This window comes from Lwoffella lincolnii, assembly GCF_037201985.1.
GTDB classification, from domain to species: Bacteria; Pseudomonadota; Gammaproteobacteria; order Pseudomonadales; family Moraxellaceae; genus Psychrobacter; species Psychrobacter lincolnii.
The window spans coordinates 1,635,331-1,661,868 of sequence record NZ_CP147511.1; the positions used below are offsets into that span (position 1 = coordinate 1,635,331).

The following is a 26,538-nucleotide window of genomic DNA, read 5'->3' on the forward strand; positions in this document are numbered from 1 at the left end:
TGCCATGACCAACCCATCTGCACCCAACCATCATTTTCATGCGAATGACCATGACCACCAACAAGACAGCCCACAAGCAAGCTCTTTTGTTAACAGGTCTTTTGGCAACAGATATTTTGGCAACAGACATTTTGGTAACCAGGGGGGCATGCGTCGGTTTATGGGGGCATTTTTATACAGTGCCAAACGAGAATGGCATTTTTTAAGCCAGCATCGTTGGGATTTTGCCATGCTGTTTTGGTTGCCCATCGTGTTTGTGGGGCTGATTTGGTGGACTTTTGCCAATGCCTTATTGGTGAACATACCCATTGCGGTGATAGACCATAGCCATTCACCGCAATCAATGACTTTAATGCGTCATCTGCAAGCCAGCCCTGAGCTGACCATTGCCATGCACCTGCCTAATCAGCAAACCGCTCAGCGAGCCATAGAACGCACACAAATATATGGTGTGTTAGAAATTCCCCATGAGTTTGACACGCATCTATTGGCTGGCAAGCCAACCCGTCTGTTGCTCAATGTCAATGCCCAATACGCCACCCACTCAGGCATGATACAAAAAGGCGTACAAAAGGCAGTCGCCACGTTATCCGCCGAAACAGAGATTAAGCAACGGATTGCCAAGGGTGAAGACATCAGCCTTGTGCAAGCTGGCCACACCCCCATACAGACACAAAGCATTGGTCTGTTCAATTCTGCCAATAATTATCAACAATTTTTGGCAGTTACTATCCTGCCTGCCATGTTACATATTTTATCCATGGTCATTGGGGCATCTGTGTTGGGCAGGGAGTTACGAGATAAGACATTGGGTGAGTGGCATGCGTGCTTAAATCCTACCCAACCGATTGGCAAACCTAGCCTATGGCTTATCATCGCAGGGTTAAATGGTAAATTAATTTGGGCGATGCTGGCGTACACTTTATGGGGTGCAATGGCATTGACGCTCATGACCCGTCTGTATCCTGTGCCATTATCATCATTGGCAATCACTTATGTTGCCTTTTTATTATTTATGATGCTGTCCTTTTGGTTAGGTGCAATACTAACGCTTGCCACGTTGTCATACCGACAAGGCTTATCATTAACAGGGCTTATCTCTGCTCCATCATATGCGTTTTCAGGAGTTACCTTTCCTTTGCTTGCCATGAACCCAACCGCTCAACATTGGGCAAATGCGTTACCACTTACCCATTATTTGCACATTCAAACGCCACAATTACAAATGCAGGCTCCCTTAGCATTGGCTTTACCAACAATGGCTGGGTTTATGATGTCAGTCATGGTGTGTTTGTGCCTATCTGCATTACTCTGCCGTCAAGCGTTACGCACGCCAAGCAAATGGGGGCAACGCTGATGACCACACCCAATTTGGACAATCACCCCACACCAACCAATCCAGCATCTGCTGGACAACCGTTGGTTAAACAAAAAATTGCTCAGCATAACTTGACTGACCAAAATACTGCCCAAAGCTTTATCAGCCAAGTTTTGAATGTATGGCAACAGATTTTTAATGATAAGGGGTGTTTGATGATGATGCTCCTTGCTCCGATATTTTATGGATTTTTTTATCCATTGCCATACAAAACAGAAGTGGTTCGTGATGTGCCTGTTGCCATCATTGATGATGATCATTCACCGTTATCCACAAACATCATCAATCATGCCACCGCCAGCCCACGACTTGATGTGCAAGTGGCACAAAATGAGCATCATGCCCAAGAATTGATGTGGCAAAACACCATTGCAGGCTATATGGTCATTCCCAAAGGGTTATATCAACACGTCAATATGGGACAACCTGCCAAAGTCAGCGTGCTTGCCAATGGCAATTATTTTTTGCTAAATAAACAAGTGCAAACGGGTTTTTTGGAAGTGGTTGGCACAGTATCGGCTGGCATTAAAATTCAAAAAGCCATTGCCACAGGGCAAGACAGCACCTTAGCCAAGCAAAATGTTAACGCCATCTCCTTAACCATAAATCCGTTATACAACACCACCGAAGGCTATGGCAGTTATGTTGTTCCCCCTGTTTCTATGCTGATTTTGCAACAGATGTATCTGATGGGAACAGCAATGCTGGTTGGCACATGGGTAGAAAATCGCACCCATCGCACCACGTTTAAGGGTTGGCTTGCCAGAATCTTAGCATTGTCTTGTTTGGGTTTTTGGGTGGGGTGTTTTTATTATGGGTGGGTATTTCCCAGTCATGATTATCCACGCAATCAAAATTTATTGGGTTCTTTGGGGTTATTAATGGTGTATTTCCCTGCGGTCATTGCCATGGGGTGTTTGTTGGGTATCTGGTTGGGTTCTAGAGAGCGAGCCATGCAAATATTGGTCGCAAGCTCCATGCCACTTTTATTTTTATCAGGGGTCACATGGCCAACTCACATGTTGCCTGAACCACTATTGTATCTGCGTTGGGTATTCCCCAGCACATCAGCCATGAATGCGTCAGTCATGCTCAACCAAATGGGCGTACCACTTGCTGATGTGGCTCATTATCTTGCGACACTGTTGGTTATTTTTTTACTGTGTTTACTTGGGTTGGTATGGGTTGGCACAGAACCAAGTAAACCCATCTTTCATAAAATCAATCATAGAATTTAACTCAATCCCCTTGTTATTATTTGCATAAGCCCTTATGTTATCACCCAGTTTATACTGCCATTTTTCCTGTCTTTTTATCATGACCGTTTTAAGGAACATTTATGACCACCACCGCCCAACACCACAAACTCATTATTTTAGGTTCAGGACCTGCTGGTTACTCAGCCGCTGTTTATGCTGCCCGTGCCAACCTAAACCCTGTCATCATCACAGGGTTACAAGTTGGCGGACAGCTAACCACCACCACAGAAGTGGATAATTGGCCAGGCGACGCTCATGGCTTAACTGGTCCTGATTTGATGGTGCGTATGCAAGCCCATGCCGAACGCTTCGGCACAACTTTGATTTATGACCACATTCACACCGCCAATCTGCAACAAAGACCTTTTGAGCTGATTGGTGATAATGCTCGTTACACTTGCGATGCCCTTATCATCGCCACAGGAGCGTCCGCCCAATACTTAGGGCTTGAATCTGAAGAAAAATTCAAAGGTCTGGGCGTGTCTGCCTGTGCCACTTGTGATGGCTTTTTTTATAAAGACCAAAAAGTGGCGGTTATTGGTGGTGGCAACACCGCTGTTGAAGAAGCCCTATATCTGTCTAACATCGCCAGCGAAGTGGTGCTCATTCATCGCCGTGATGGCCTGCGTTCAGAAAAAATCCTACAAGACAAGCTGTTTGACAAAGTCAAAAATGGCAACATTCGCATAGAATGGAATGCCCAAGTCAAAGAAGTGTTGGGTGATGACATGGGGGTTAACGGCGTGGTCATTGAATCCACTCAAGATGGCTCAAGCAAACAGCTAGATGTCATGGGCATGTTTGTTGCCATCGGTCATAAGCCCAATACTGACCTATTTACTCAGCAACTACAGATGAAAGATGGCTACATTGTGGTTAATAGTGGCTTAACTGGTAACGCCACCGCCACCAGCATTGAAGGCGTTTTTGCCGCAGGAGACGTGGCAGATCATGTGTATCGCCAAGCCATCACTTCTGCTGGTACAGGCTGTATGGCGGCATTAGATGCTGAAAAGTTCCTTGACACGCTGGCGTTGGATTGATTCTTTTAAACCGTTGCTTTTCAACCGTTGCCTTTAAACAGTCGCATAAAAGCGTCATTTTAGGCAATCAAGCGATGCCCCCAAATGATAATAATCATGGGGGCATACAAATGCACAATTAAATGGCTTGAGTTGTTTAATATCAATGATTTAACTTCAGTTAGGTGGCTTTTAAAGCTTAAGTACAACAACCAATCTCAATCAACGCATCCGTTGCAAAATATTATTATCCTTTAGCACAAACTGATGATACAACGCCCCAGCCACATGTAACCCCATAAAAATTAAAAGCAGTGGCCAGAGAATATCGGTATGTAAATTGTTAAAAAATCGTGACATGGTGCGATCAGGTGTTACCCAACCCCCAATCTCAAACAAACCAAACATGCTGATGCTTCTGCCAGAGTACATCACCATCAACATACCTGCCATGGGCATGGCAATTAAAGTGGCATAAAGTGCCAAATGCGTTAAAACAGCGATATGATGTTGCCACTTTGGCATGGATATTGGTGGAACAGATGAGCTGATGATGCGATTCATCAGTCTTGCTAAAATCCAAAATAATAAACTCACTCCCAAGGCTTTATGCCAATCCATAAAGGCAAAACCTTGGACATCACTGTCAGCCAGAGCAATCATTAACCACACCAAAAACAGCAATGCCACACTGCTCCAATGAAACCATCTGACGCTGACTGCCCACTTTTTCTTATCAGATTGCATGTTGTGAAACCGCATGCCAGCTCCAGCTCCTTTCGCCATTAAAAAAATTAACCATCTAAGTCCACTAGGCGATACGCAATGCTGTCTAAGTTTGGTATCACATAAACAGCATCTTCATGCTCAAATTTCACTGGTTGAAACACAAATGGCAAATAGGTTGTTGCCATTGTGCTTTCACCATCTGGGGCTTGCGTTTGTTCTTCATCATTGGCGGTATTGGCAGTCTTACCAACTTGATAAGGGTACAAAGCATTCACCCCTGAACGTATGTCCTCTCGACTGTTATCCTCTTCTATCTTAGCAAAAGATGGTGGCAGCTCGGCATCTAACAAATCTGAAATGCGTATGGAACGAGTTTGTAATTCACCATTGATTTGTAAAGCAAAACGATGCACCATTGTGTTACCTTCTAAGATAATCAACTTCTCAGGCACAATGTCTCTGGGTATCAAATGGTACACAGATACTTCTTGTTGTTGCCACAAATATGTCCAAATGCGTTCATCATAGTTCTCGATGGTTAAGATTAACGCTGTTGGTATCAGCCAATCTGGTTGGTTAATCGCTGGCACAATGGTTACATCGAGTAGACCGTTACGAGTGGTCAACAAACTGACTGCTTCAAAGTTGTGCTTAAGTTGTTGTTTCAATCTGATGTCTCCCTAATAAATACAATAAATAGGACAAATGACTTATGGCGTGCGTTTATTTAACATCATGATGTTTAAAACCATGACCGTTAACACAATGATGCCTAAATGGACTAACCATGGACAAATTCATTTAACTTTTTAGCAAGTTCAATGGGTGTTCCCACAAACTGTGGATATCCTGTGTCTATCATGGCTTGTGGTTGGCTAGGGCTGGCACTGCTATTGGGGTCTTGTACCCAAATTTGGCTGTTATTGGCTTTAATGTCATCAATATATTTACAACCATCATCACCCATGCCAGAAAAGATAATGCCAATCAGCTGGTCAGCATACACATCACTGGCATTTTTAAGAATATCATTGATAGACGGGTTATAACCACATTGCCATTGCTCACGAGATAAAATAACCCGCCCATTAGAATCGCAAATGATAATTTGATGAGTGGGAGCAATCAACACCTTACCGACTTGTAGGCTTTGAGTGGTGGTGATAAGTTGACATCGCCAATCATTATGGCGAGTCAATACCCTAGGCAGTGTTTGTACCATCTCTGGACTAAAGTGATGAGCCAGCAGGATACAAATGGGCAAATTAGGGGATAAATTATCCAAAAATGCCTTAATCGCCACAGGCCCACCCATAGAAGCACCAAGCACCACCACATAATCCCAATGATTGTCCTTGATTTGATAGCGTTTGGTATCATAGATGTCTGGCATGTCAAGTATCTTGGCAAGCCTTTTTTTTAGCTTGCGTTGCCAACGATGATACATTTGAGTTTCATTAAGATAAGGTGCTTCACTAAAGCCCACCAACATGGCATCACTGGCATGTTGCCCAATCAAGCGGCTTAGACCTTCGTCATACTGGCTGTCTACAAGCCATAAATCGATGTTATTGGGAATTTTTTGATGTACCAATGCCTGACTAGACACACACTCAACCAAATTCAATCCGATGGATTTGATGGTATCACTCAAGGCAAGACGTTGCTGTTGAGATTCAGCAACCGCCACAACTTTGATGTCTTCTGGGTTACGTGGCATCATTCCAGATTTACCTCAACGTTTAGTAACTGACCAAGTTTTTGTAACAGCTGAGCTTCTTGGAATGGTTTGCCCATATAGTCATTAACCCCAATGTCCAAAGCACGCTGGCGGTGTTTGTCTCCTGTGCGGGACGTAATCATAATGATGGGGATATCTTTTAAACGGTCAGTATGGCGAATTTGGGTTGCCACCTCAAAACCGTCCATACGTGGCATCTCAATGTCTAACAATATCAAGTCTGGTGTCATGTCTTGTAAAATCTCGATGGCATCTACGCCATCTTTTGCAACCTGTGTCTCAAAACCTTCACGCTCTAAGAAACGTGATGTTACTTTACGCACGGTTACCGAGTCATCAACCACCAAAATGCGTTTTGCCACACTGCTTTGTGGTTTGTTATGCTGTTCAAGCACAGAACGTGCAGGTGCATTACGGATAAGTGCCATCAAGTCTAAGATGAGCATCACTGACCCATCACCCATGATGGTGGCAGCAGATATGCCAGAGATGTGCGACAATTGTTTACCCAATGGCTTGACCACCACCTCGATACGAGAGCCGACAATTTCATCTACTTGCAATGCCAAATATTGTCCTGTCTGATTTTTAACAATCAACACAGGTAAAGTGGTGTGCCCACTCATCGCTAGCTCGTTAATCAACGCTCCAGTTAAAATTTCATTCAGATAACGCAAGCGATAGGATTGATTACCAATGGTCATGGTGTGTTCATCAGACTGATAAAATTGATACAACTCATCTGGGCTTACTTGCACCACCCGCTCAATCTGTACAAGTGGCACGGCATAATGCCTGTCTGCCACACGCACCACCAGTGCATCAGACACCGCCACAGTCAGAGGCACACGCATGGTAAAGCGAGAACCTTTGCCCTGCTCAGAATCAACCGATACCGTACCACTCAGCTGACGGATTTCGCTTTGTACCACGTCCATGCCCACACCACGACCAGAGATTTGCGTGACTGAGCTTGAGGTAGACAAGCCAGCGTTAAAGATGTACTGCATGATGTCTAAATCAGTCAAACTGGTGTCATTAGGGTCTATCAGTCCTTGGGCGATTGCCTTATCTTTTACCCGTTTGACGTTGATGCCGTTGCCATCATCAGTCAAGTGAATAACCACCTCGCCACCTTCACGTAAGACCTCTAAAGTGATATGCCCTGTGCGGTCTTTGCCTTGAGCCAGTCGCTGTTGTGGTGGCTCAATACCATGGTCAACCGCATTTCTGAGCATGTGTTCTAAAGGCGACGTGATGCGTTCTAAAATGGTTCGGTCCATCTCGTCATCTGCCCCAATGATGGTCAGCTCCACATGTTTACCCAACTCATTGGCGGTCTGTCTGACAATCCGATTTAAACGAGGTGATAGACGAGAAAAAGGCAACATACGTGAATTCATCAGTCCATCTTGTAGCTCTGCTTGGGTGCGAGACAGTTGTAAAAGCAGGCTTTCTGCATCACGAGTTTTCTCAAGCAGCGTGGTCTTAATGTCCAATAAATCCGATGCTGACTCTGACAGCGATTTTGACAACTGGTTTAATGAAGAATATTGATCCATCTCTAAGGGGTCAAAACCTTCATTACTCATCAATGTTTCATCATCTATTTGAGCCAAAATTTGCTCTTCTAGCTCAATGTCCATGCGTCTTAGCTGGTCTGCCAAACGCTGGACGGTTGTGCCCATCTCTTCGATGCTGTTACTTAAACTGCTGATGCCCATGTCAATACGGGCTCGGTTGATGGCAGACTCTCCTGATAAGTTAATCATACGCTCCATCAACGATGCCGACACCCGTATCATTTCATTGGCAGTCATGGTGGTGTCAGTTACTTGAGCAAAGTTACCCGATGATGCAGGCATATCACTGATGTCATGCGTCACCTCATACAAATCTTTTATCCGCTGTTCATGTTCAGCAATGGCATCTAAGTAACTTTGCAAACTTTGCTTAGGCACTTCAGCCAAACTATCAGGTTGTTGATAAAATTTCTCCAGTGCAATGATGTATTGGGTTGGTTTGGGTGGGTTAAGGTTGTGCTTTAATACGATCACCGCTTGGGCAATCCAATCATGGCACAGTGCCAACAACTGCAACACCATACGAGTGGCAGGACGACGACGGTCAGCCAATGATTCATAGACCGTCTCCATATTATGTGCCAAGTCAGCAATGCCGTTAGCCCCAATCATTCTAGCCCCACCTTTGATGGTGTGTAGCTGACGTTGTAACTCTTGCAAAATAGTCACATCACTGGTGTTGTTACGAAATGCCTGTAGACGTTCACCACTACTTTCCACCAAATCTTCAGCTTCTTCTAAAAAGACGTTCAAGATATCTGAGTCTGGTTTTTGTTCTGTCCACGATTGCTCAAGTAAAGTCTGATAAGTTGTCTCACCAAGCAATAATTCATCTACATCAGCAGTTGTTTGAGTGGTGGTTGTGTCAGTTTTTTGGGTATCTGTTGCTGCTTCTTGAGTACCCGCTGGTTCTTCGTCCAGTTGAGGCAGTTGTAATTGCGTGTTGTCTGGCAGCTGTTCTGACTCAGCAAATTGGTGCAACTGTTCAATCACACTGGGCACAAAGAATGAATGCCCTTGCGTTTTTACCCTATCAATCAACATTGACAGCATGTCTTGGGCAGATTGCATGACCGTCAGCCAAGCAGAACTTGGCGTTTTGTTATGGTTGACAAAGGCTTCGTATATCGTCTCCATTTCGTGGGTCAAATCACCAATACTGCTGATGCCTGCCATTCTTGCCCCACCTTTGATGGTGTGCAAATGGCGTTGCAAAGATTTTAATGCCTCCAAATCTTCTGGCGACTGTCGCCATGTGGCAAAAGTCTCTACGATGCTGTTATCAAGCTCTTGAGCTTCTTCTAAAAAAATCTCTAGCAATTCAGGGTCAGTGTTTATGGTCTCGATGTGTAATGGTGCGTTATCTGTGCGTGCATTGGTTTGGCTGATGTCAGATTCGATTTTGTCGTTAGTGACGGTTTTTTTGTCTTCGATGTCATCATTATCGCTGTCATCATTTTGCTGTGCCAGTTTTTGCTCAATTTTGGCTAAGACTGGCTCGTCCACTTTTTGGGTCATGCCACCTGCCAACGCATCAAACAAATCGGTCAACTGACGATGACAAACCAGCAAATCACCAATCATATCATTTTGTACTGCCGTGTCAGGCTGGTGAGACAATTTGTGAGCCAAACTGTTATATAAGCTTGCCAGCACAGATAGAATGCGTTGAAATTTTTTACTCGATTCAGTCAATTTACTGAGCGTGTCAATGTGCTTAAGCTGCATTTGGGCATACTCTTTAGCACGCTGACTGTCTTCTGATAGTAAAAACTGCTCAAGCTCCCATTCAGCATCAAGCAATTCATCAATGTTAGCAGCCAATAATTTATGGACTTGTAGGGCTGGCTTATCATCAGTCGCTGGTTTTGAATCGTTTAACATGTCTTGCAGTGCTTCAACGTCATCACGATGTTTTTCATGACTGCTTTTTTCTGTCATTGCGGTCTTAGCGACTTCAGCAGAGTCTTGCTTATTTTGCTCAAGTTTGTTTGGCTCAAGTTTGGTTTGCTCAGTTGCGACGGTCGCATTGGCGGTGTTGGCTTGTTGTTGATAGGCAGTTAGGTACGATTCGATGAGCTTCACAGATTGCTTAAGTGCGGATAAATGCCCTGAATTTAGACTTTCTTCTTGTTGCTGTAATTGAGCCAAAGTCTGCTCAATCACACCGCTCACGTCACTAATCTCAAGCAGAGCTTGCGATCCTGATGCACCACGCAATGTATGGAATGCTCTGACCAATTCATCAGTGATATCAATGGGTTGATTGTCATGCTGCTGATGCTTATCAATAAACTGCTTGATCATTTGCAGATGTTCGCTGGCTTCTTCAACAAAAATATCATTAAAAATGCGTTGCTCATTACCCATTGCTGACCATTGAGCATTGACGGTATCAGCAGAAAACTGCTGATTAATGTCATGAATTGCAGACAGGGCTTGTGAGCCATCTAAACCATCTTGGTGATTTTTATTAACTTGATTAGCTTGATTAACTTGAGTATGAACAAGCTCATCTTGGGTTGCTGTGTCTTGGACGGCTGTGTCTTGAATAACAGTATTTTGGATAACAGCATCTTGGACAATTGAGTCTTGATGTCCTGTGTCTGCCTCTTCTTGTTTTGTGTCTGAATGATGCTGTTTATCGCTGATGGCAAGATAATCAAATTCTTCGCCATGTTTTTTGCTATAGGCATGGGCGGTGGCTGCCCATAATGACATTTGTTTAGGGTAGCTGTCATCACCTTGTTCAAAAGCTTTGATGATGACTGGATAATGATTGAGCACATCACTGATCAGCTGTATCATGCCACGGTCTGGGGCGATGCTGTGGTCCAACACTCGGTTGAGCATGTTTTCAACATGCCACGCCAACTCGCCTGAGTGGTTTGCCCCCACCATGCGTCCAGAACCTTTTAAGGTATGGAATCCTCGTCTGACTTCTGTCAATGCTTTTAGGTTACTTGTGTCTGCCGCCCATGATTCAAATTCAGGGACAATGGTGTCTAATACCTCATAAGCTTCTTCAATGAAAATGTCTTTGATGTCAGCATCGGTGCCATCGTCATCAGCAGGCAGATTCATGTTGGTTAAAAACGCTTCAATCACCGCAGGTAAGCCAGCGTTAGGCTGATTTTCGCCATTGATTGTACCGCTGCTCACGTCAGCCATGACTGGCACATCGGTATCATGAATCGCATCAGCATCATCAATCACATCAACTGGCTGTTGTGTGCTTGGCTCAGTTTGAACGTCTTTTGTTGTCTCTTGTCTGACTGTCCCTTGTCTGACCAATCCTGTGTTGATGGGCTGTTGTGCTAAGAGATTGTGAGCTTTAACAACCGTCACCGCAGGGTCGATGGATGGCGGTTGACTTTGAGCAAAATTCTCAACCAAAATTGGTAATTGTGCTTGAGTTTCAGCCATGAATTCAACCAATTCATTGCTCACAGGCAAGGTTTTATCCAATACCCGATTGAGCATGTTCTCAACACCCCATGCCATCTCCCCAACATTGTAAGCCCCCACCATGCGTCCAGAGCCTTTTAAGGTATGAAAACCACGGCGAATCTCTTTTAACGTCTCTAAATCTGTGGGGTCTTGTTGCCAACGAGGTAACAGCTCTTCCATACTCTCTAGCACTTCGCCTGCTTCTTCAACAAAGATTTCTCTAAACTCTTCGTCCATGTCAAAGTCATCTGGCTTAAGCGTGTCTTGAGCTTTGATAAATTCAGCCGTCAGCTGCCAACCTGATGCAGAAACGCCAGCGTCATCAGAGGACAAAACAGGCTCACTCATAAACACATCGTCATCTGTCAGATTGACATTATCATCATCAGCATTCGCACCAGAATCAGCGTCATTAGCATCATTGCCAGCATCAACGCTCATATTAACGCCATCTGTGGGTTGATTCACACCGTCTGATTGGATTTCACCACTGTCATCATAGCGTACTTGTGCAGGTTGGGCGATTTTGTCTGGATTTTCAACATGAATGTTATTAGGCTCTGCCAATTGTTGTTGTAACAATGCCAAAGACCGTTGAATTTTTTGTTCTGTTTTTTGTAACCGCACATCATCAAAAATCTGCCCCGCCAAATAATCCAAAAACAGCTCAAATTCAGCGATGCTTTCGGCAACCGCATCACGCAACTGCCAATCCAGCTGTTGTAGATTACTTTGACGTAACGCTTCAAACAACTGCCCCAACTGATTGACTGTGGCGGATACGTCATTGAGTGCCAACGCACTTAAATTTTGTTCAATGTCTGTTAATTGCTCAGCTTTTGGCAGCTCACGGCTGTCTTGATGACGCAAGTAAGATTTAAAGTCTTTTTTAACCGTCTCAATGTCAATGCGTACTTGTCGTAAGGCTTGGCGTTCGTCCACATTCTCAGATGACAGGCTTTGCCCGTGCATCGCTTGATGGTCATGATGATAAGGGCTACTGTAAGCACTTTCACCGATTTTTTCTTCAATGGTTTGTTGGGTATTAAAGATTGCCCCATAAAGCTCTTGCATTTGTCGCTCAATTTGCCATTGCAAATTGCCCAGCATGTCAGGTTCAGCAGTAACCATTTGCAAGTCTTGTAACACTTGGTCAATATAATTGACATACAGTATCCAACCACGATGGCTGAGCTGTTTTTTAATGCTTTGCATCTCTGTTAGCACAGTCTCAGGGGCATCTAACGAAAAAATCAACGACTCTAAACGCTGTAAAATGTCCTTAAACAGCTGTTGTTCATCTGTCATCACCCCTTGCAAACCATTAATTAATTTGTCGGTTTGTTCAGATTTATGGGGCAAAATATTTAGCTGAATGAACAGTTGTGCCAACAGCTTATTGACTTTAAGCTGAACGTCAGCTGGCATCTGCTCTGTTAACGTGAGTGTCTCTTCAACCAAACCATCAAACTGCGACAACACATGAACATATTGCCGTGGCTTGGGCAACGAATTGTGTGCCAAATCATTAAACCACACTTGCCCCAAATACCAAGCTTTGGCAAGGCTGATAAGCTGAGCTGACCGCCACAAATAGTGACTAAATTTATCCAGTTGTTTAAGGGCTTGGCTGTCATTGCTATTGGCTTTCAATAACGCATTGAGCTGATGCCGCCATGCCAAATGTAGCTGTTGTTGCTGTGTTTCATTCAATTGAATTAATTGATAATTTTCTGGTAAATGAATGAAAGACAACAAATCTTGCTGATGGTTGGCATCACTGGCATCATCTTCGCTCATGACACCCATTGCATCATCAACTTGGGCATCTGGCTGATGAGGGTGAGTTGATTCACGCTCGTCATGGGCAAACGGCACCAACTGCTGAAACTGCTCGGGCAGTCGTTCATATAAATACTCACAACTTTGGGCAAGTAACGATGGCTGGTAAGTCCCCACCGTGATGCGTTGCTTAAGCTGATGATGCAAACTTGAGTGGGTAACTTTTAACAACTGCACCAGCAGTATCATCGATTCATCTGCCACATCATCTTGAGACAAATATCGGCTGGTTGCTGACAACACCGATGCGACATGAGCAAATTGAGGCAAATTCGCCACCGATAATGCCCCATATAATTGCCAATATTGCTTGGCAATCTGTTGCCATGATTCTGGAGCAAGCTTTCCATTGTCTTTTTCACCATTCGCAACCGATGTCTGAATAGATGCCAATTCGGCATTTAATACTGGCAATAGCCAGTCTAAAGACAATAGATTTGAATTTGTAATGGTCATATTAGCTCCTAGTGGCTTTTGGCTTTCTTGTCGCTTTATTTAATGTTATCTTAATAAAATTAGCTTAATAAGATTGTCTGAATCGTGCCATCTGAATTCATCAAACGCTCATATTCATACAATGATGTCAATATGGCTTTTATTTATTAAGGCATATCGATTAGGGCATGTCTCTAATTTAGCACAAGCATTAAAAAAATCTGCAAAAATCATGCAACTTTTTAAAAAATGATATTTTTTGTCTTTCTTTATCATCTGTTGTTATCACCCATACAAATAGACACACATTTGCTCAAGACGCATTTGTGTTGGCCACTTTTTGCCAAGCGTTGATGTCTGTCCTTTTCACTCGTTTCATTAAAGGGTGTTGCCATGACATGGCTTCACCGGGGGCCAACAACAAATAGCCACCCACACGGCAGTGCTTGACAAACCGAGCCAACAAGTCCCTTTGGTCAAATTCTCGAAAATAAATCAGCAAATTTTGACAAAAAATCACATCATACATGTCTGCTTGGGCAGTCTTTGCTGGCAAAAATAAATTACTCTGAACGAAGTTCACCATTGCAAATAAATGACTGGAGACTTGCCAAAACTGCTCTGTATCTGCTTTATTTACTTTATGGCTGCTTTTACCGTTGTCTTTATCCTGACCATCTTCACCCTGCTTAGCATCATTATGATGAACATGGCAATGGTATTGCTTGGGTATTTCTATCAGCTGACGCTTGGGATATCGTGCTTGCCTTGCCTGCTCAATCGCCGAAAGACTGACATCTGTACCCAGTATACTCAAATTGGCTAACCAATTCTCAGTATTATCCGTCAGCTTTGACACCTGATTGTGTATCGCCATTGCCAGCGACCACACTTCTTGACCTGTTGAACAACCTGCACACCACACCTTAACTGCGTCCGTTGTTGCATTTGAAGTATTAGAGAATATGCGATTAGAAGACGTGGGCGTTATGGTTGGTGTTGTTATGGTTGGCATCGTGCTTGGTGATGGTCTCAAATCAGACAGTTCAGAATGAGTAAGAATATAAGACAACCGACCGCCAACCACTTGCGTCACAAACTCAATGGAAGGCTTATGACGAAAAAAATGGGTCTGAGCAATCACCACATGGTCAATAAAGCGTTGTTGTAAGCCTTTGTCATTTGGCAAGGACTGCCAAAGTGTTTCTGTGCTTATCGCTGATTGCTTGGCAAACTGCTCAATCGCATGAGTCAACCAAAGCTGTTGAGAAGTTGGTAATATAAAGCCAATTTGTTGCTCAATGTATACCAGCCACTGCTTAGGATTGATAAGTCCACGTTTCATGTTCACCTGATATCCATCAATCCATCATACTGACGTTTTGAGTTATGTCAGCCAAATTTCTTGCGGTTTATGTTTCTTGCGGTTTATTTAAGTATTTACAGTTTGGCAAATCATGCCTTAATAGGTCGGCAACAATAACAGTCAATAGTCAATAACAGAAGGCTACTTTGGCTTTTAATAACTTTGGCTTTTAATAACTTTGGCTTTTAATAACTTTGGCTTTTAATAAGCAGCTGACAACCCCATCAAAACTTATAAATCAACATCAGCGGTAAAAACATCATCTTCAGATAACTTAAAGCCAGATACTGATTCTTGCAAGGCTGCCGCCATCTCATTTAATTGACCAACAGAACGAGCGGTTGCCAACGTACCTGACGAAGTCTGGGCGGTGATGTCTTGAATGACATTCATGGTGCTGGAGATATGGCCTGCCGATGATGCCTGCTGTTGGGCAGCGTTTGAGATGTTTTGAATTAAGTCTGCTAAGTTGTTAGATACGGTCTGCACCTCTTCGAGTGCTTCACCTGCATCTTTGGCTAAGTTTGCCCCACGCACCACCTCGGTGGTGGTAACCTCCATTGACATAACCGCTTCATTGGTATCTGCCTGAATGGTTTTAACCAAAGTTTCAATCTGTTTGGTGGCGTTAGCTGAACGCTCTGCCAATCGCTGAACCTCATCTGCAACCACCGCAAAACCTCGACCTGCTTCCCCTGCCATCGATGCTTGAATGGCGGCATTTAACGCCAAGATGTTGGTTTGCTCAGCAATGTCGTTAATCAAGCTGACAATATCACCAATCTCTTGTGATGATTCACCCAAACGTTTGATGCGTTTAGAAGTCTCTTGAATTTGGTCACGAATGGTGTTCATGCCTTCAATTGAGCGTTGTACAGTGTCTGCACCATTTTGGGCAATGGCAACCGAACGCTGGGCAACCGATGCTGATTCAGTGGCGTTGTTAGACACTTGATCAATCGACACCGCCATCTCATTAATGGCGGCAGACACACCAGCAATTTCTTGAGCTTGATGTTCAGATGCTTCAGCAAGCTCCACCGCTGTCATCTGAGTCTGTTCTGATGATTGAGCAACTTTATCAGCAGTGCTGTTAATTGCCAATACCAACTGTCTAAGTTGGTCAATCGCAAAGTTCACTGAGTCAGCAATCGCCCCTGTGAAGTCTTCTGATACCGTGGCATTAACGGTCAAATCACCTTCCGCTAAGTCACCCAATTCATCAAGCAGACGCAAAATCGCCATCTGGTTGCGTTCGTTTTCTTCTTGAATTTTGCGTGCCCGCTCAGATTCCACCTCAATCTCTTGGCGTTGACGCAGTGTTTCACGCTCCAGCTGTAGCCTTTCTATGACTTGTCGTCCACCGATGGCTTTATTGGCACTAAATGCTGTGCCCAACACCCCAATGGCGGTTGCCACACCAAATCCCATTGCCATGTTCGTTCCCATATCGGCATAAATGGCATACAACACCAATAAAATACTAATGACCGCAACGACGGCAAATATCCATAAAATCGCACTCCATTTATTGCCAGACGTTTTTTTTATGCCTGTGTCAGTGGGAGCTACTGCATTACTCATGGTGATTGTCCTCAATACCTAATGATGTGGTTTGGCATCATAATTTGATGTGATGATGTTTTAATATTGGATTGCACAAAACAATCGAAATGATTGGCTTATCATAAATTCACTAATTCACTTGTCATAAATTGACTGGCTTGTCATCAATTTGTCATAAAACAACGTTAAAACAACGCTAAAACAATGTGTCATAGAATGTGGTGTCATAGAATGTGTCTTGACTTCCTCCCCTCCCTATCGTTCGGGGATTCCTTCTGCAAGACGGTGAAGCCCCACCGCAAGAATGTTCTTACTGGCATTAAATCTGAATCATGCCATGTGCCACACTTTGCACAAGTCCATTCTCTTATTCCAAGACCTGCTCTACCTTTCGGACTACTGGACATATCGCCACAGTGCGAACAGGTTTGGGTAGTGTATTTCTCATTCACGATTTCAAAACGACAACCTGCATGCTTGCATTTGTATTCCAGTTGTCGTTTGAGTTCAAACCAACCTGCGTCATATACGCTTTTGGCTAGTTTGCCTTTTTTACTGTTAAAAAGGACGCCACACTAAACAGCGGTCGATGCGTAAGCATAACTACTTAAGTTGCCTTGTATCCACCCCCTGAAGTGGGTGGTTTTACGGCAACACTGGATAAAATCGTAAGTCATTTAATTCACTGACTTAATTCACCGCCACGGCATCCATAAAGCGATTATCTTGCACCAGCAAGCTTGGCATGAATATCAACCAATCTTGTTCATCTTTATAAAACTTGCCATGATTAAATTTGGCAAATGGTGAATCAATGGGTAAGGCTTCTGCTCGGTACTGACTTTCAACAAATGACTGAATGCCCATCACTCGATCAACCACCAACCCTAAGTAATAAGGCTCTTGGTCAACAACCAGCACTTTTTTTTGATTGAGACGAACTTTATTATCTTGCCCCAAAAATGCAACCATGTCGGTTAAAGGAAGCAATCGCCCCCGCACATTTGCCACCCCAAGCAACCACGGCTTGACAAGTGGCACACTGGTGTACTCTGGAAATGACAGCACTTCGTTAATTTCTCCCATCGGAGCAACAAAACGCTCACCTGCCATCTCAAAGACAATGCCTGTCCACTGTGATTTTTGAATGTTATGACGACCTGACTTTCTGGCTTCTGCCAAATCTGCCAGCCTAAGAAGCTCAATAAACCCTTTAGCAGCCACGCTGTTTTACCTCACTACCGTGCGAATGATGCGTAAAAGCTCGGCTTCTTCCACCGGCTTGGTCAGATATTCTTTTGCTCCTTGGCGTTTACCCCAAACCCGATCGGTTTCTTGATTTTTTGTGCTGACAATGATGACTGGGATATGAGCGGTGGCTGAGTTTTTGGTGATTTTTCGGGTGGCTTGAAAGCCATTCATCTCTGGCATCACCACGTCCATTAAAATGACATCAGGCAGTTGCTCCTGTGCCATTTTTACCCCATCTTCGCCATTGGTGGCTTCCAACATGGTGTAGTTATTCTTGCTCAGTAGCTCACGAAACTTTGCCAACTCAGACGGTGAATCGTCAATAACGAGCACGGTAGTCATGCCTTTCTCCTATATCTGTATCGTTATCTGTGTCGTGATTAACGATAACGTTCAATCGCCCCAAACAACTCATCTTTACTAAATGGCTTGGTTAGGTATTCATCAGAACCGACAATGCGTCCACGGGCTTTATCAAACAAACCATCTTTTGAAGACAGCATGATGACTGGCTTGTTGGCATATTCTGGGTTATTTTTGATTAAGGCACAGGTCTGATAACCGTCTAGGCGTGGCATCATAATGTCTATAAAAATGATGTCTGGGTTATTGTCAACGATTTTTGATAAGGCATCGAACCCATCGACTGCTGTTACCACATCACAACCTGCCTTTTGTAATAAAGTCTCTGCGGTACGGCGAATGGTTTTTGAGTCATCAATAATCATGACTTTTAACCCTTCAAAATTATTATCCATTGTGTTGTCCTATTGTTTAAATAAAGGAGTTGTATAAATCAACCAAATAAAATAGTATCTTACTGTCGATAAAATGCAAGCATTTGCCTATGATATATGACACATGGCGCTTATCATGGCGTCTTATATAACATCTACGTCATATAATAACGTCTAAGCTGACTGTCGAATCCACTGTTGGTTAACAACCACTTAACATCAGCTGACATACTGTACTGTGCAATTTTTAGCATAATTAAGGGATAATTTCCACTTATTTTTATCGATTTGTCAATATTTGTGTCTTGTCTTGGTGTCTTATCTTGCTATTTTATTTTGATATGATAAGAAAGACATTTTTTAAGATGACAGTTTTTAAGATAACAGCCATCTGATTGCTTTTTACTTACGTTTGGCTTTTGCTCAGTTTGGTGGTTGTGCTGGTTATTTTATCATTTTCTATGCTCAAACAGTCTTTTTTTAATCGCCTTTATTTAACTCAGCCAGCAAAATGTTGGCAGGTTCTTGTTATTTTGATGTTAATGGGTTTGAGTGCTTGTGAGCAAGCACCTCACCTTAATCATTTGGCAATCAACGACCATGACAATGATGGACAAGCCAATAGACAGCAGGCAAATAACCATAACCATCATAGCAACCAAAACAACCATCATGTGGTTACGATTACCCCAACTCGGGTCACGCTGGCTGATGAGCATATTCAAAACTTCAAGCCTGAACGTTATCAACCCCATTTGACGCTCTATGGTCGTCTGTTGCCCAAAACTCAACATCTCTTAAAAGCAGAAGCCAACTGGCAAATCAAAGAAGTGTTTGTAAAACCTAACCAATGGGTAAAAAAGGGTGATGTGTTACTGAGCTATCAAATAATCAAACAGCCATCAATCGCACCCCCACCATTGCCCCAATCATTACCTCAATCGCTCATTGATGATAATGATTGGGGCAATATTAACAATAACAGCGTTAACGATGACAGCGTGCCTGATGCCAATCAAACAGACCCAGATGATGAAAGCCCAGACAATGAAAGCTCAGATGACAAAATGACCAATAAAACAACCCATGAAGATAATCATGGGGCAAATGATTATGATGACAACACAGATAACGCTCACGTCTTTGGCGACAATGGCGACAATCATATCACTGGCGAAATCTCTGATGGCGATGCCTTTGCTCTTGAGCAAGACAACAGCCCACCGCCAGAACGGCGAACATTTGCGGTGGGTCATCCACCTCCACAGAAAACACCAGAAATTCAAGCAACCGCCCTAAAACAAATCACCCCATCTGCGGTGGTGTCCGAACTGCTTGCCCCTTATACAGGACAAGTGATGCACAGTTATTTGCCATATATTAACAAGTCCACACCATTAAACCAAGGACAACCGTTGCTCACTTTTAGCGATACTCGAGAGTTTCATTTTATCAGCATATTGCCAGAATACACTCGTTCACAGATTTCGGTTGGGCAGGTGGTCAATTTCTCACCACAAAACACGGTCATGCCCATAAAAATGACAGGGCAAATTGCTAAAATAGACCCAATCAGCAACAAAAGTTTGGCAGTAACCATCACTGTCATTGAAGATGATAAGTCACGCCCCTATTTAAAAGAAGGGCTATGGGTACAAGGTAAAGTGGATTATGGTCAGATTGAAGTTGGTACTTTGGTGGCAAAGTCGGCGGTGATGGGTGCAGATTTGTCCGCATTTTTACAGCCCCATGCCCATGTTGCTGCCCCAATCAAGGCTTATGTGTGGATCATCAACCAAGATTTGACCTTGACTCGCCAGCCTATCATGGTGGTGCGATATGATGCTCAAACTCAGCAATATCTGGTTTCTGGTATTCCGCCAGAAGTGTTAATATGTTTGGCAAATTTGCCAAAAAGTGCCGAAGGTAAAGTGGCAAGGCTTATGCCTTAGCGTTTGTATTGCTAACAGCGATATGCACAAACATGCACAAAGGCAACATCATCAACAGGTGTTTAAATAAATTTACCATTGTGCAAAATAGCCAACGCTCACAGCAAAAAGACAGCTGTCTTGGTAACATTTTAGCTGTTGAGATGTTGCTTCATGTTTGGGCATCATAACCTTTATTGATGGTTTTATTCAATTTCACTTTTTTATTTTTACTTTTTGTTTTTTTACACTTTATTAGGATAACCAAGTATGAGCAAGCATATTTTATTGATTGAAGATGACCCAGATTTGTCTGAGCTTATCGGTGATTATCTGTCAATGAATTACTATGATGTTACCGCCAAAGCCACCGCCACCGAAGGGTTAGAGATGTTAGATGTCAAAGAGCAAGACATTGATTTGTTGGTATTAGACTTGATGTTGCCTGATATGGACGGCATGCAGGTTTGTCAAAAAATTCGCAACAGCAAAAACAATCTTATCAATAAAGTTCCCATCATCATGTTGACCGCCAAAGGTGACACCACTGACCGTGTGTTGGGGTTAGAGATGGGAGCAGATGATTATATTTCTAAGCCTTTTGAACCAAGAGAGTTATTGGCTCGTATTCGTGCGGTGTTGCGTCGTCATGAATTACCCAATAACACTGACAACCAATCAGAGAGCTTAACTTTTGGGCGATTGAGTATTTTTCCTGATAGCCATGAAGTAACCATTGATGAGCAATCAGTACGTCTGACCACCCATCAATTTCAGTTATTACATTATTTTGCCACCCATGCTGGCAAGGTGCTAAGCCGTGAGCAGTTATGGCAAGCCATGCCCAATGATGACAGCTCAGACAACATCGATCGTGCCATTGATGTGCATATTTCTCGCTTGCGTGCGTTGATTGAAGACAACCCACGCCAACCCAAACGCATCATCACCGTGCGTGGTGTGGGTTATCAGTTTGCCACTGATCAAATTTAGGGCATGTTTAATTTCGATGTATTTTAATTCGATGTATTTTAAGTTGTATGGTCTTAATTTGTATGGACAGTTGTTTTGTATGGGTAGTTAGTATTTGTATGGGTAGTTAGTATGGGTAAATGGTTTTAAATGCGTTGGTTTCAATTTCGTTCGGTATTTGCCAAATTATTTGTCAGTGTCCTTGTGGCACTGATATTATTTGCCATTGCCATGTTGTTGTTAAACCAGTCGGTACAAAATAATTCTGCCAGTTTAAGAACTCGAGCGGTCGCCAGTCAGTTAGTGAACCAAGTTGAGCCTTTTTTGCAAAAAGCTCAAGCGTCTGACAGCCCCATCAAAGCTCAAATCATGCTGGCAGTGGTCAAAAAAACTTTTGAAATCTTCGATGATTCACTTGATGCCAAAATTGGCTTGTATTCTGTTGATGGTTATTTGGTGTTTAAGACTGATAACGCCGATTTGCCTGCCAAACTGCCAGAAGAACCTTCTTGGCTGATGAGTAACTTTCCCATTTTGTTTGGGACAGTGTCCCCTATCCAAGCACAAATTACCAGTAGCACAGGCCATACCGTCCTATATGAACCCAGACATCAACCGCATCGCTCAACGTTATCAGCGGTGCTTAACTTATTCACAGGCACATTGTTGTTATTGATGCTGATGGCTGGGGTATTATGGTGGATTGCTCGTTCGATGACGTGGCGAATCAATCAATTAAATCATCAACTTGCCCAGCTTGGTGAAGGAGACTTCACTGCTCGGGTTGGTGTGCATGGCGATGATGAAATCGCAAGCTTGGCAAGGGGCTTTAACCAAGCAGCACAAAAAATTGAAAAGCTGGTCGCTGCCAATAATTTGTTATTGGCACATGCCTCACATGAACTTCGTACGCCCATCACTCGTATCCGCCTACAAGTTGAGATGATGGACATGCTGGCACAAGAGCTAAGCGAAGATAAAAAGCTTAAATTTGATAAGCGAGCTGCTGCCATTAACCGAGACTTGTCTGGTTTAAATCAATTGGTTGAAAGTATTTTATTGGTCAGCCGTCTAGATGCAGGGCATGCCTTACAACAGGTTGAACGATTAGACCTATACACCCTTGTACAACAAGAATCACAACACTACCCTAAATCTCATCTTTATGGTGAATCAATCATCATTGACGGACAACCACAACTACTGACTCACCTAATACGCAATCTACTGAATAATGCCATGATACATGGCATACCGCCTGTGCAAGTGTATGTGTATGGCGTGGAAAACATGCAACAAGTTGAGTTTATCCCCACTCGCTTGGCTGTTGATACATTGACTGTTGATACATTAGGGGCTGATAAACAAGACACTGATGTCGATGTCATTCATACCGATTTGGCTCACACCAATATCAACCACCCCGTTCTGACAACTCAACATTCAAACCAATACGACAATCTTAATCATCTTGACAGCCCACACAATCTTAACAACCACCATACTCTTGATAAGGAACATGATAAGCATTCCCCAAAAGCACACCCAAACAAAAACCATAAAAAATCCGCCCGTATCGCCATGAGTGATACGGCTCAAAAAGCCCAAGAAACTTTGGCAAAAATGCGACAAAAGCCCCTACCCACTGTCGTCTATCGCCATGCTGTGTTGGCAGTCATCGACCAAGGTTTAGGCGTGCCAATCGACAAACGTGAAGACATCTTTAGTCCCTTTGTCCGTCTAAAACAAGAAAAAAAAGGCTCTGGGCTAGGACTGTCTTTGGTGGCACAAATTGTTGAAGCTCATCGAGGTCATATCATTACCGACACTTGGCAAGGACATACCCGCTTTTTGGTGGTACTGCCAATCAAATCTAAATAAATCGCAACTTGATGCACGACGCACTTTGATGTGGACATGCAACTCATTAATGCAAATTATTTATGCTGATTATGCAAAATCTTCATAAGCTTTTATCTGTTAAACAGATGCAGGCATATGCCAGCTATGATATATTACATCGTCTTTTTAACCACCCAGTTTTCACCCACTTTTTGCCCATTTTTTAGCCATTTTTTATTACCCATCAGTCAACCAAAGTCAGTTGCCCATATCATGATAGTTTTAGAACAAGTCAGTAAAAAATTCCAAAGTCAAAAAGATGGCAAATCGCATTGGTTCACAGCGGTTGAACCACTGTCATTACACATTAAGCAAGGAGAGATTTTTGGTTTAATGGGTTACTCAGGAGCTGGCAAATCCACCCTATTGCGACTGATGAATCTACTGGAAAAGCCTGATTCTGGCAACGTCATCATTGATGGCCAAGTATTGACCAATCTGTCCGCCAATCAACTACGCAAAGCCCGTCATCATATTGGTATGATATTTCAACAGTTTAACCTAATGGCAAATCGCACCGTCTATGACAACGTTGCTTTTAATTTACAAGTTTCAAGCTATCCAAAAGCACAACGTCATCAGCGTATCATGCAATGCCTTGATATCGTTGAGCTTAGCGACAGGGCGAGCCATTACCCTGCCCAACTGTCAGGTGGACAAAAACAGCGGGTTGGCATCGCTCGTGCCATTGCCCCAAACCCCAAAGTCTTGCTTGCTGATGAGCCAACCAGTGCTTTAGACCCTGCCACCACACGCAGTTTGCTTGCGGTACTTAAAGACATTAACGAACAGCTGGGTGTAACCATTGTCATTGTTACCCATGAAATGAGCGTGTTGCGTCGACTCTGTCATCGAACAGCATTGTTAGATAAAGGGCATCTATTAGAAGTTGCTGACATTCGTGATGGCGAAATTCATGCCACCACCCCAGTGGGTCAAAGTCTGGTGCTGGTGCAGGAGGATTGACATGGCTGCCATGGATTTAAATGAAGCGGTTAATAAACTTTGGACACTAAAGCCAGAGATTTGGCGAGCAACCATTGACACTTTTATCATGTTGGGCATTTCTACCACCGTTGCGATTTTAATTGGTGGCGTATTTGGGGTGTTTTTGTTTTTGAGCAGTGATCGTCAACTGTTGCAAAATAAGCCATTATATGCTGTGTTGGGTGGTTTTACCAACTTTATGCGGGCATTTCCGTTTGTGATTTTGATGATTGCCATGAGTCCATTTACCAAAACTTTGATTGGCACAAGCATCGGCCCGATTGCTGCGTCACTGGTACTTGCCATTGCAGGGTCATTTTATTTTGCTCGTTTGGTGGAGCAAAATTTACGTGAAGTTCCCCGTGGTATCATCGAAGCGACTGAATCCATGGGAGCCAACCCTTTGACCATCATCAAGGTGCTGTTGACCGAAGCTCGTTCTGGATTGGTGCTGTCAATAACCATTTTGTGCATCAGTCTGTTGTCCTATTCAGCAGCAGCAGGTATGATTGGTGGTGGCGGTTTGGGTGACTTAGCAATTCGCTATGGTTATTATCGTTATCAGACCGAAGTCATGGTATTTATCGTCATTGCCTTATCGGTCATGGTGATTGGCATTCAAGGATTTGGTAATTGGTTGGCAAGTAAATTAGACAAACGCTAACTGGCTTATGAAGCATTTTTTTATGAAGAATTTTATTCAACATCAGCCAAATATTTTTCACGGATATATCTCATTAATTGCGGTATATTACCTCGTTCATGTTTAATCATTTTAATTTTAAACCATTTAATTCAGGACACTCATATGACATCATTTGACCTTTATTCCATCAATAAACGCATCTGTTCAGCGGCTGCCATTGCTGGTTTGTCTGGTTTGGTACTTGTTGGCTGTAACAACAACGCTGGCACAAACAGTGCTGACACAACAGACACCGCTGCCACAGACAGCACAACCAGTAGCGATGCCACCACCTCTGCTGATGCCCCCAAAGACAAATCCACCATTGTGATTGGCACAACCGAAGGGGATTTTGCCGACATGGTGCGTAATCAAGTCCAAGCTGACTTAGAATCTCAAGGTTATGAAGTCAAGCTTGTGACCTTTACCGACTATGTGCGTCCTAACTTGGCATTGGCAGAAGGCGACTTGGACATCAACGTCTTTCAACATAAGCCATACTTAGACACCTTTAAAAAAGAAAACAATCTGGATTTGGTGGAAGTCTTCCAAGTCCCAACCGCACCGCTTGGCATCTATTCTGGCAAAAAAACTGCCTTAACCGACGCTTTTGACGGTATGAAAGTCTCTGCTCCTAATGACCCAAGTAACTTCGCTCGTGCGTTGGTGATGATGAATGATTTGGGTTGGATTACTCTAAAAGATGGCATTGACCCACTCACCGCCTCAAAAGCTGACATCGCCAGCAACCCGATGAATATTGACATCGTTGAGTTGGAAGCGGCTCAGTTGCCAAGAGCTCGTGAAGAAGTTGATTTTGCAGTCATTAACGGCAACTACGCCACCGACGCTGGCATCAAGTTGACCGATGCCTTATATCAAGAAAAAAGCTTTGCTTATGTTAACTGGTCAGCAGTGAAAACAGCAGACAAAGATGCCAAATGGGTACAGGACGTGACTAATGCCTACAACTCAGACAGCTTTAAGCAATATACTCACAGCACTTTCCCCGGTTACAAATACCCTGCCATTTGGGGTGAGCAACCACAGGCTGACACAGCAACTGCCCAAGCGGCTCCAGAGACACAATAAGCCCTTAAGCAAAATAACAAAAAGCAAAACCAACCCACTTTTTTTAGTAAACCCTTTTTTGTTGGTAAAATAATCGCTTTTATCCTCCGTTGCCGTAAACCTGCGCCTTCAGGCGGTGGATATAAGGCAATTGTTAAATGCGATAAGTTTTACTATACTCATCTCACTATATTCAATGTCTTACATTCCACAGTTAAGTTAAGACTAAATTGCGAGTACGCAGTAACTTAACTGGTAAGACGTTTCCAAACACACACTTAAGCTAATTCGTGTCTATGACAATCCTAACGGTAGGATTAGCTTAAAATAAAAACCTAAGATGTACGGTGTGTCGTACGGGCGGTTGCCACTATCTTAGGCTTGCGGTCGGGCTTGACCGTCTTGCAGAAGGAATCCCCGAACGATAGGGAGGGGAGGAAGTCAATGACCATTGACCAGTTGCGTCAATGGTCTTTTTTGTCAATGGTGTTTTTACAGTGGCAGCAAATTAATGGCAGCAAATTTGGGTATCATGGATTATCTTGAGTATAATAATGGTTTATGACATTCATTTTTTAGACGACATTCTTTAGATGATTTTTTTACCGATAACATTAGGACACATCATGAA

At 43.3% G+C, this 26,538-nt stretch carries 17 protein-coding genes and 2 pseudogenes; 9 read left to right on the plus strand and 10 right to left on the minus strand.

What is annotated here, in order from left to right:
- Positions 1-4: 4 nt before the first annotated feature.
- From WDM69_RS07330 to trxB, 3 genes are all read left to right on the plus strand, one after another.
- Positions 5-1,357, plus strand: a complete 1,353-nt coding sequence (locus tag WDM69_RS07330; RefSeq protein WP_338755232.1) for an ABC transporter permease — start codon at positions 5-7, stop codon at positions 1,355-1,357.
- Positions 1,294-2,616, plus strand: a complete 1,323-nt coding sequence (locus tag WDM69_RS07335) for an ABC transporter permease (protein ID WP_338755233.1) — start codon at positions 1,294-1,296, stop codon at positions 2,614-2,616. The genes WDM69_RS07330 and WDM69_RS07335 overlap by 64 nt, the downstream gene beginning before the upstream one ends.
- A 101-nt stretch (positions 2,617-2,717) precedes the next feature.
- Positions 2,718-3,680, plus strand: coding sequence for a thioredoxin-disulfide reductase (trxB, locus tag WDM69_RS07340; RefSeq protein WP_078308343.1), 963 nt, complete (start codon positions 2,718-2,720; stop codon positions 3,678-3,680).
- 201 nt (positions 3,681-3,881) lie between these two features.
- Here trxB and WDM69_RS07345 read toward each other — a convergent pair whose 3' ends face one another.
- From WDM69_RS07345 to pilG, 10 genes and pseudogenes are all read right to left on the minus strand, one after another.
- On the minus strand, positions 3,882-4,421 hold the full coding sequence (locus WDM69_RS07345) for a cytochrome b (protein ID WP_240494961.1): 540 nt from the start codon (positions 4,419-4,421) through the stop codon (positions 3,882-3,884).
- A 32-nt stretch (positions 4,422-4,453) separates the two neighbouring features.
- Positions 4,454-5,056 carry a hypothetical protein gene (locus WDM69_RS07350; RefSeq protein ID WP_078308346.1) on the minus strand — a complete coding sequence of 201 codons (603 nt, stop codon included), beginning with the start codon at positions 5,054-5,056 and terminating at the stop codon, positions 4,454-4,456.
- Between the two features lie 113 nt (positions 5,057-5,169).
- Positions 5,170-6,111, minus strand: a complete 942-nt coding sequence (locus tag WDM69_RS07355) for a chemotaxis protein CheB (RefSeq protein WP_078308347.1) — start codon at positions 6,109-6,111, stop codon at positions 5,170-5,172.
- On the minus strand, positions 6,108-13,460 hold the full coding sequence (locus WDM69_RS07360; RefSeq protein WP_338755234.1) for an Hpt domain-containing protein: 7,353 nt from the start codon (positions 13,458-13,460) through the stop codon (positions 6,108-6,110). Before WDM69_RS07360 ends, WDM69_RS07355 begins: the two co-directional genes overlap by 4 nt.
- Before the next feature lie 292 nt (positions 13,461-13,752).
- Entirely contained in the window at positions 13,753-14,784 is a 1,032-nt protein-coding gene (locus WDM69_RS07365; RefSeq protein WP_078308350.1) for a CheR family methyltransferase, read from the minus strand.
- A gap of 252 nt (positions 14,785-15,036) precedes the next feature.
- Positions 15,037-16,080: pseudogene (locus WDM69_RS07370) on the minus strand (methyl-accepting chemotaxis protein); the annotation flags it as partial.
- Between the two features lie 546 nt (positions 16,081-16,626).
- Positions 16,627-16,934 (minus strand): annotated as a pseudogene (locus WDM69_RS07375) (RNA-guided endonuclease InsQ/TnpB family protein); the annotation flags it as partial.
- Positions 16,935-17,061: 127 nt separating this feature from the next.
- Positions 17,062-17,595, minus strand: a complete 534-nt coding sequence (locus WDM69_RS07380; protein ID WP_078308353.1) for a chemotaxis protein CheW — start codon at positions 17,593-17,595, stop codon at positions 17,062-17,064.
- A 6-nt stretch (positions 17,596-17,601) separates the two neighbouring features.
- On the minus strand, positions 17,602-17,964 hold the full coding sequence (locus tag WDM69_RS07385) for a response regulator (protein WP_078308355.1): 363 nt from the start codon (positions 17,962-17,964) through the stop codon (positions 17,602-17,604).
- Between the two features lie 38 nt (positions 17,965-18,002).
- Positions 18,003-18,380 (minus strand): twitching motility response regulator PilG, encoded by a 378-nt coding sequence (gene pilG, locus WDM69_RS07390; protein WP_078308356.1) that lies wholly within the window; start codon positions 18,378-18,380, stop codon positions 18,003-18,005.
- Positions 18,381-18,895: 515 nt separating this feature from the next.
- Here pilG and WDM69_RS07395 point away from each other — a divergent pair.
- The 6 genes from WDM69_RS07395 (at position 18,896) to WDM69_RS07420 (ending at position 25,928) form a co-directional block, all read left to right on the plus strand.
- Positions 18,896-20,311, plus strand: coding sequence for a hypothetical protein (locus WDM69_RS07395; protein ID WP_338755235.1), 1,416 nt, complete (start codon positions 18,896-18,898; stop codon positions 20,309-20,311).
- Positions 20,312-20,560: 249 nt separating this feature from the next.
- Positions 20,561-21,283 (plus strand): response regulator transcription factor, encoded by a 723-nt coding sequence (locus WDM69_RS07400; RefSeq protein ID WP_338755236.1) that lies wholly within the window; start codon positions 20,561-20,563, stop codon positions 21,281-21,283.
- 129 nt (positions 21,284-21,412) lie between these two features.
- Positions 21,413-23,143, plus strand: a complete 1,731-nt coding sequence (locus tag WDM69_RS07405; protein ID WP_078308361.1) for a HAMP domain-containing sensor histidine kinase — start codon at positions 21,413-21,415, stop codon at positions 23,141-23,143.
- Positions 23,144-23,377: 234 nt separating this feature from the next.
- Positions 23,378-24,130, plus strand: a complete 753-nt coding sequence (locus tag WDM69_RS07410; protein ID WP_338755904.1) for a methionine ABC transporter ATP-binding protein — start codon at positions 23,378-23,380, stop codon at positions 24,128-24,130.
- 1 nt (position 24,131) lies between these two features.
- Complete coding sequence (locus tag WDM69_RS07415; RefSeq protein WP_078308362.1) at positions 24,132-24,815, plus strand: methionine ABC transporter permease; 684 nt, start codon at positions 24,132-24,134, stop codon at positions 24,813-24,815.
- Positions 24,816-24,959: 144 nt separating this feature from the next.
- Positions 24,960-25,928 carry a MetQ/NlpA family ABC transporter substrate-binding protein gene (locus tag WDM69_RS07420; protein ID WP_338755237.1) on the plus strand — a complete coding sequence of 323 codons (969 nt, stop codon included), beginning with the start codon at positions 24,960-24,962 and terminating at the stop codon, positions 25,926-25,928.
- The last annotated feature ends 610 nt before the right edge of the window (positions 25,929-26,538 follow it).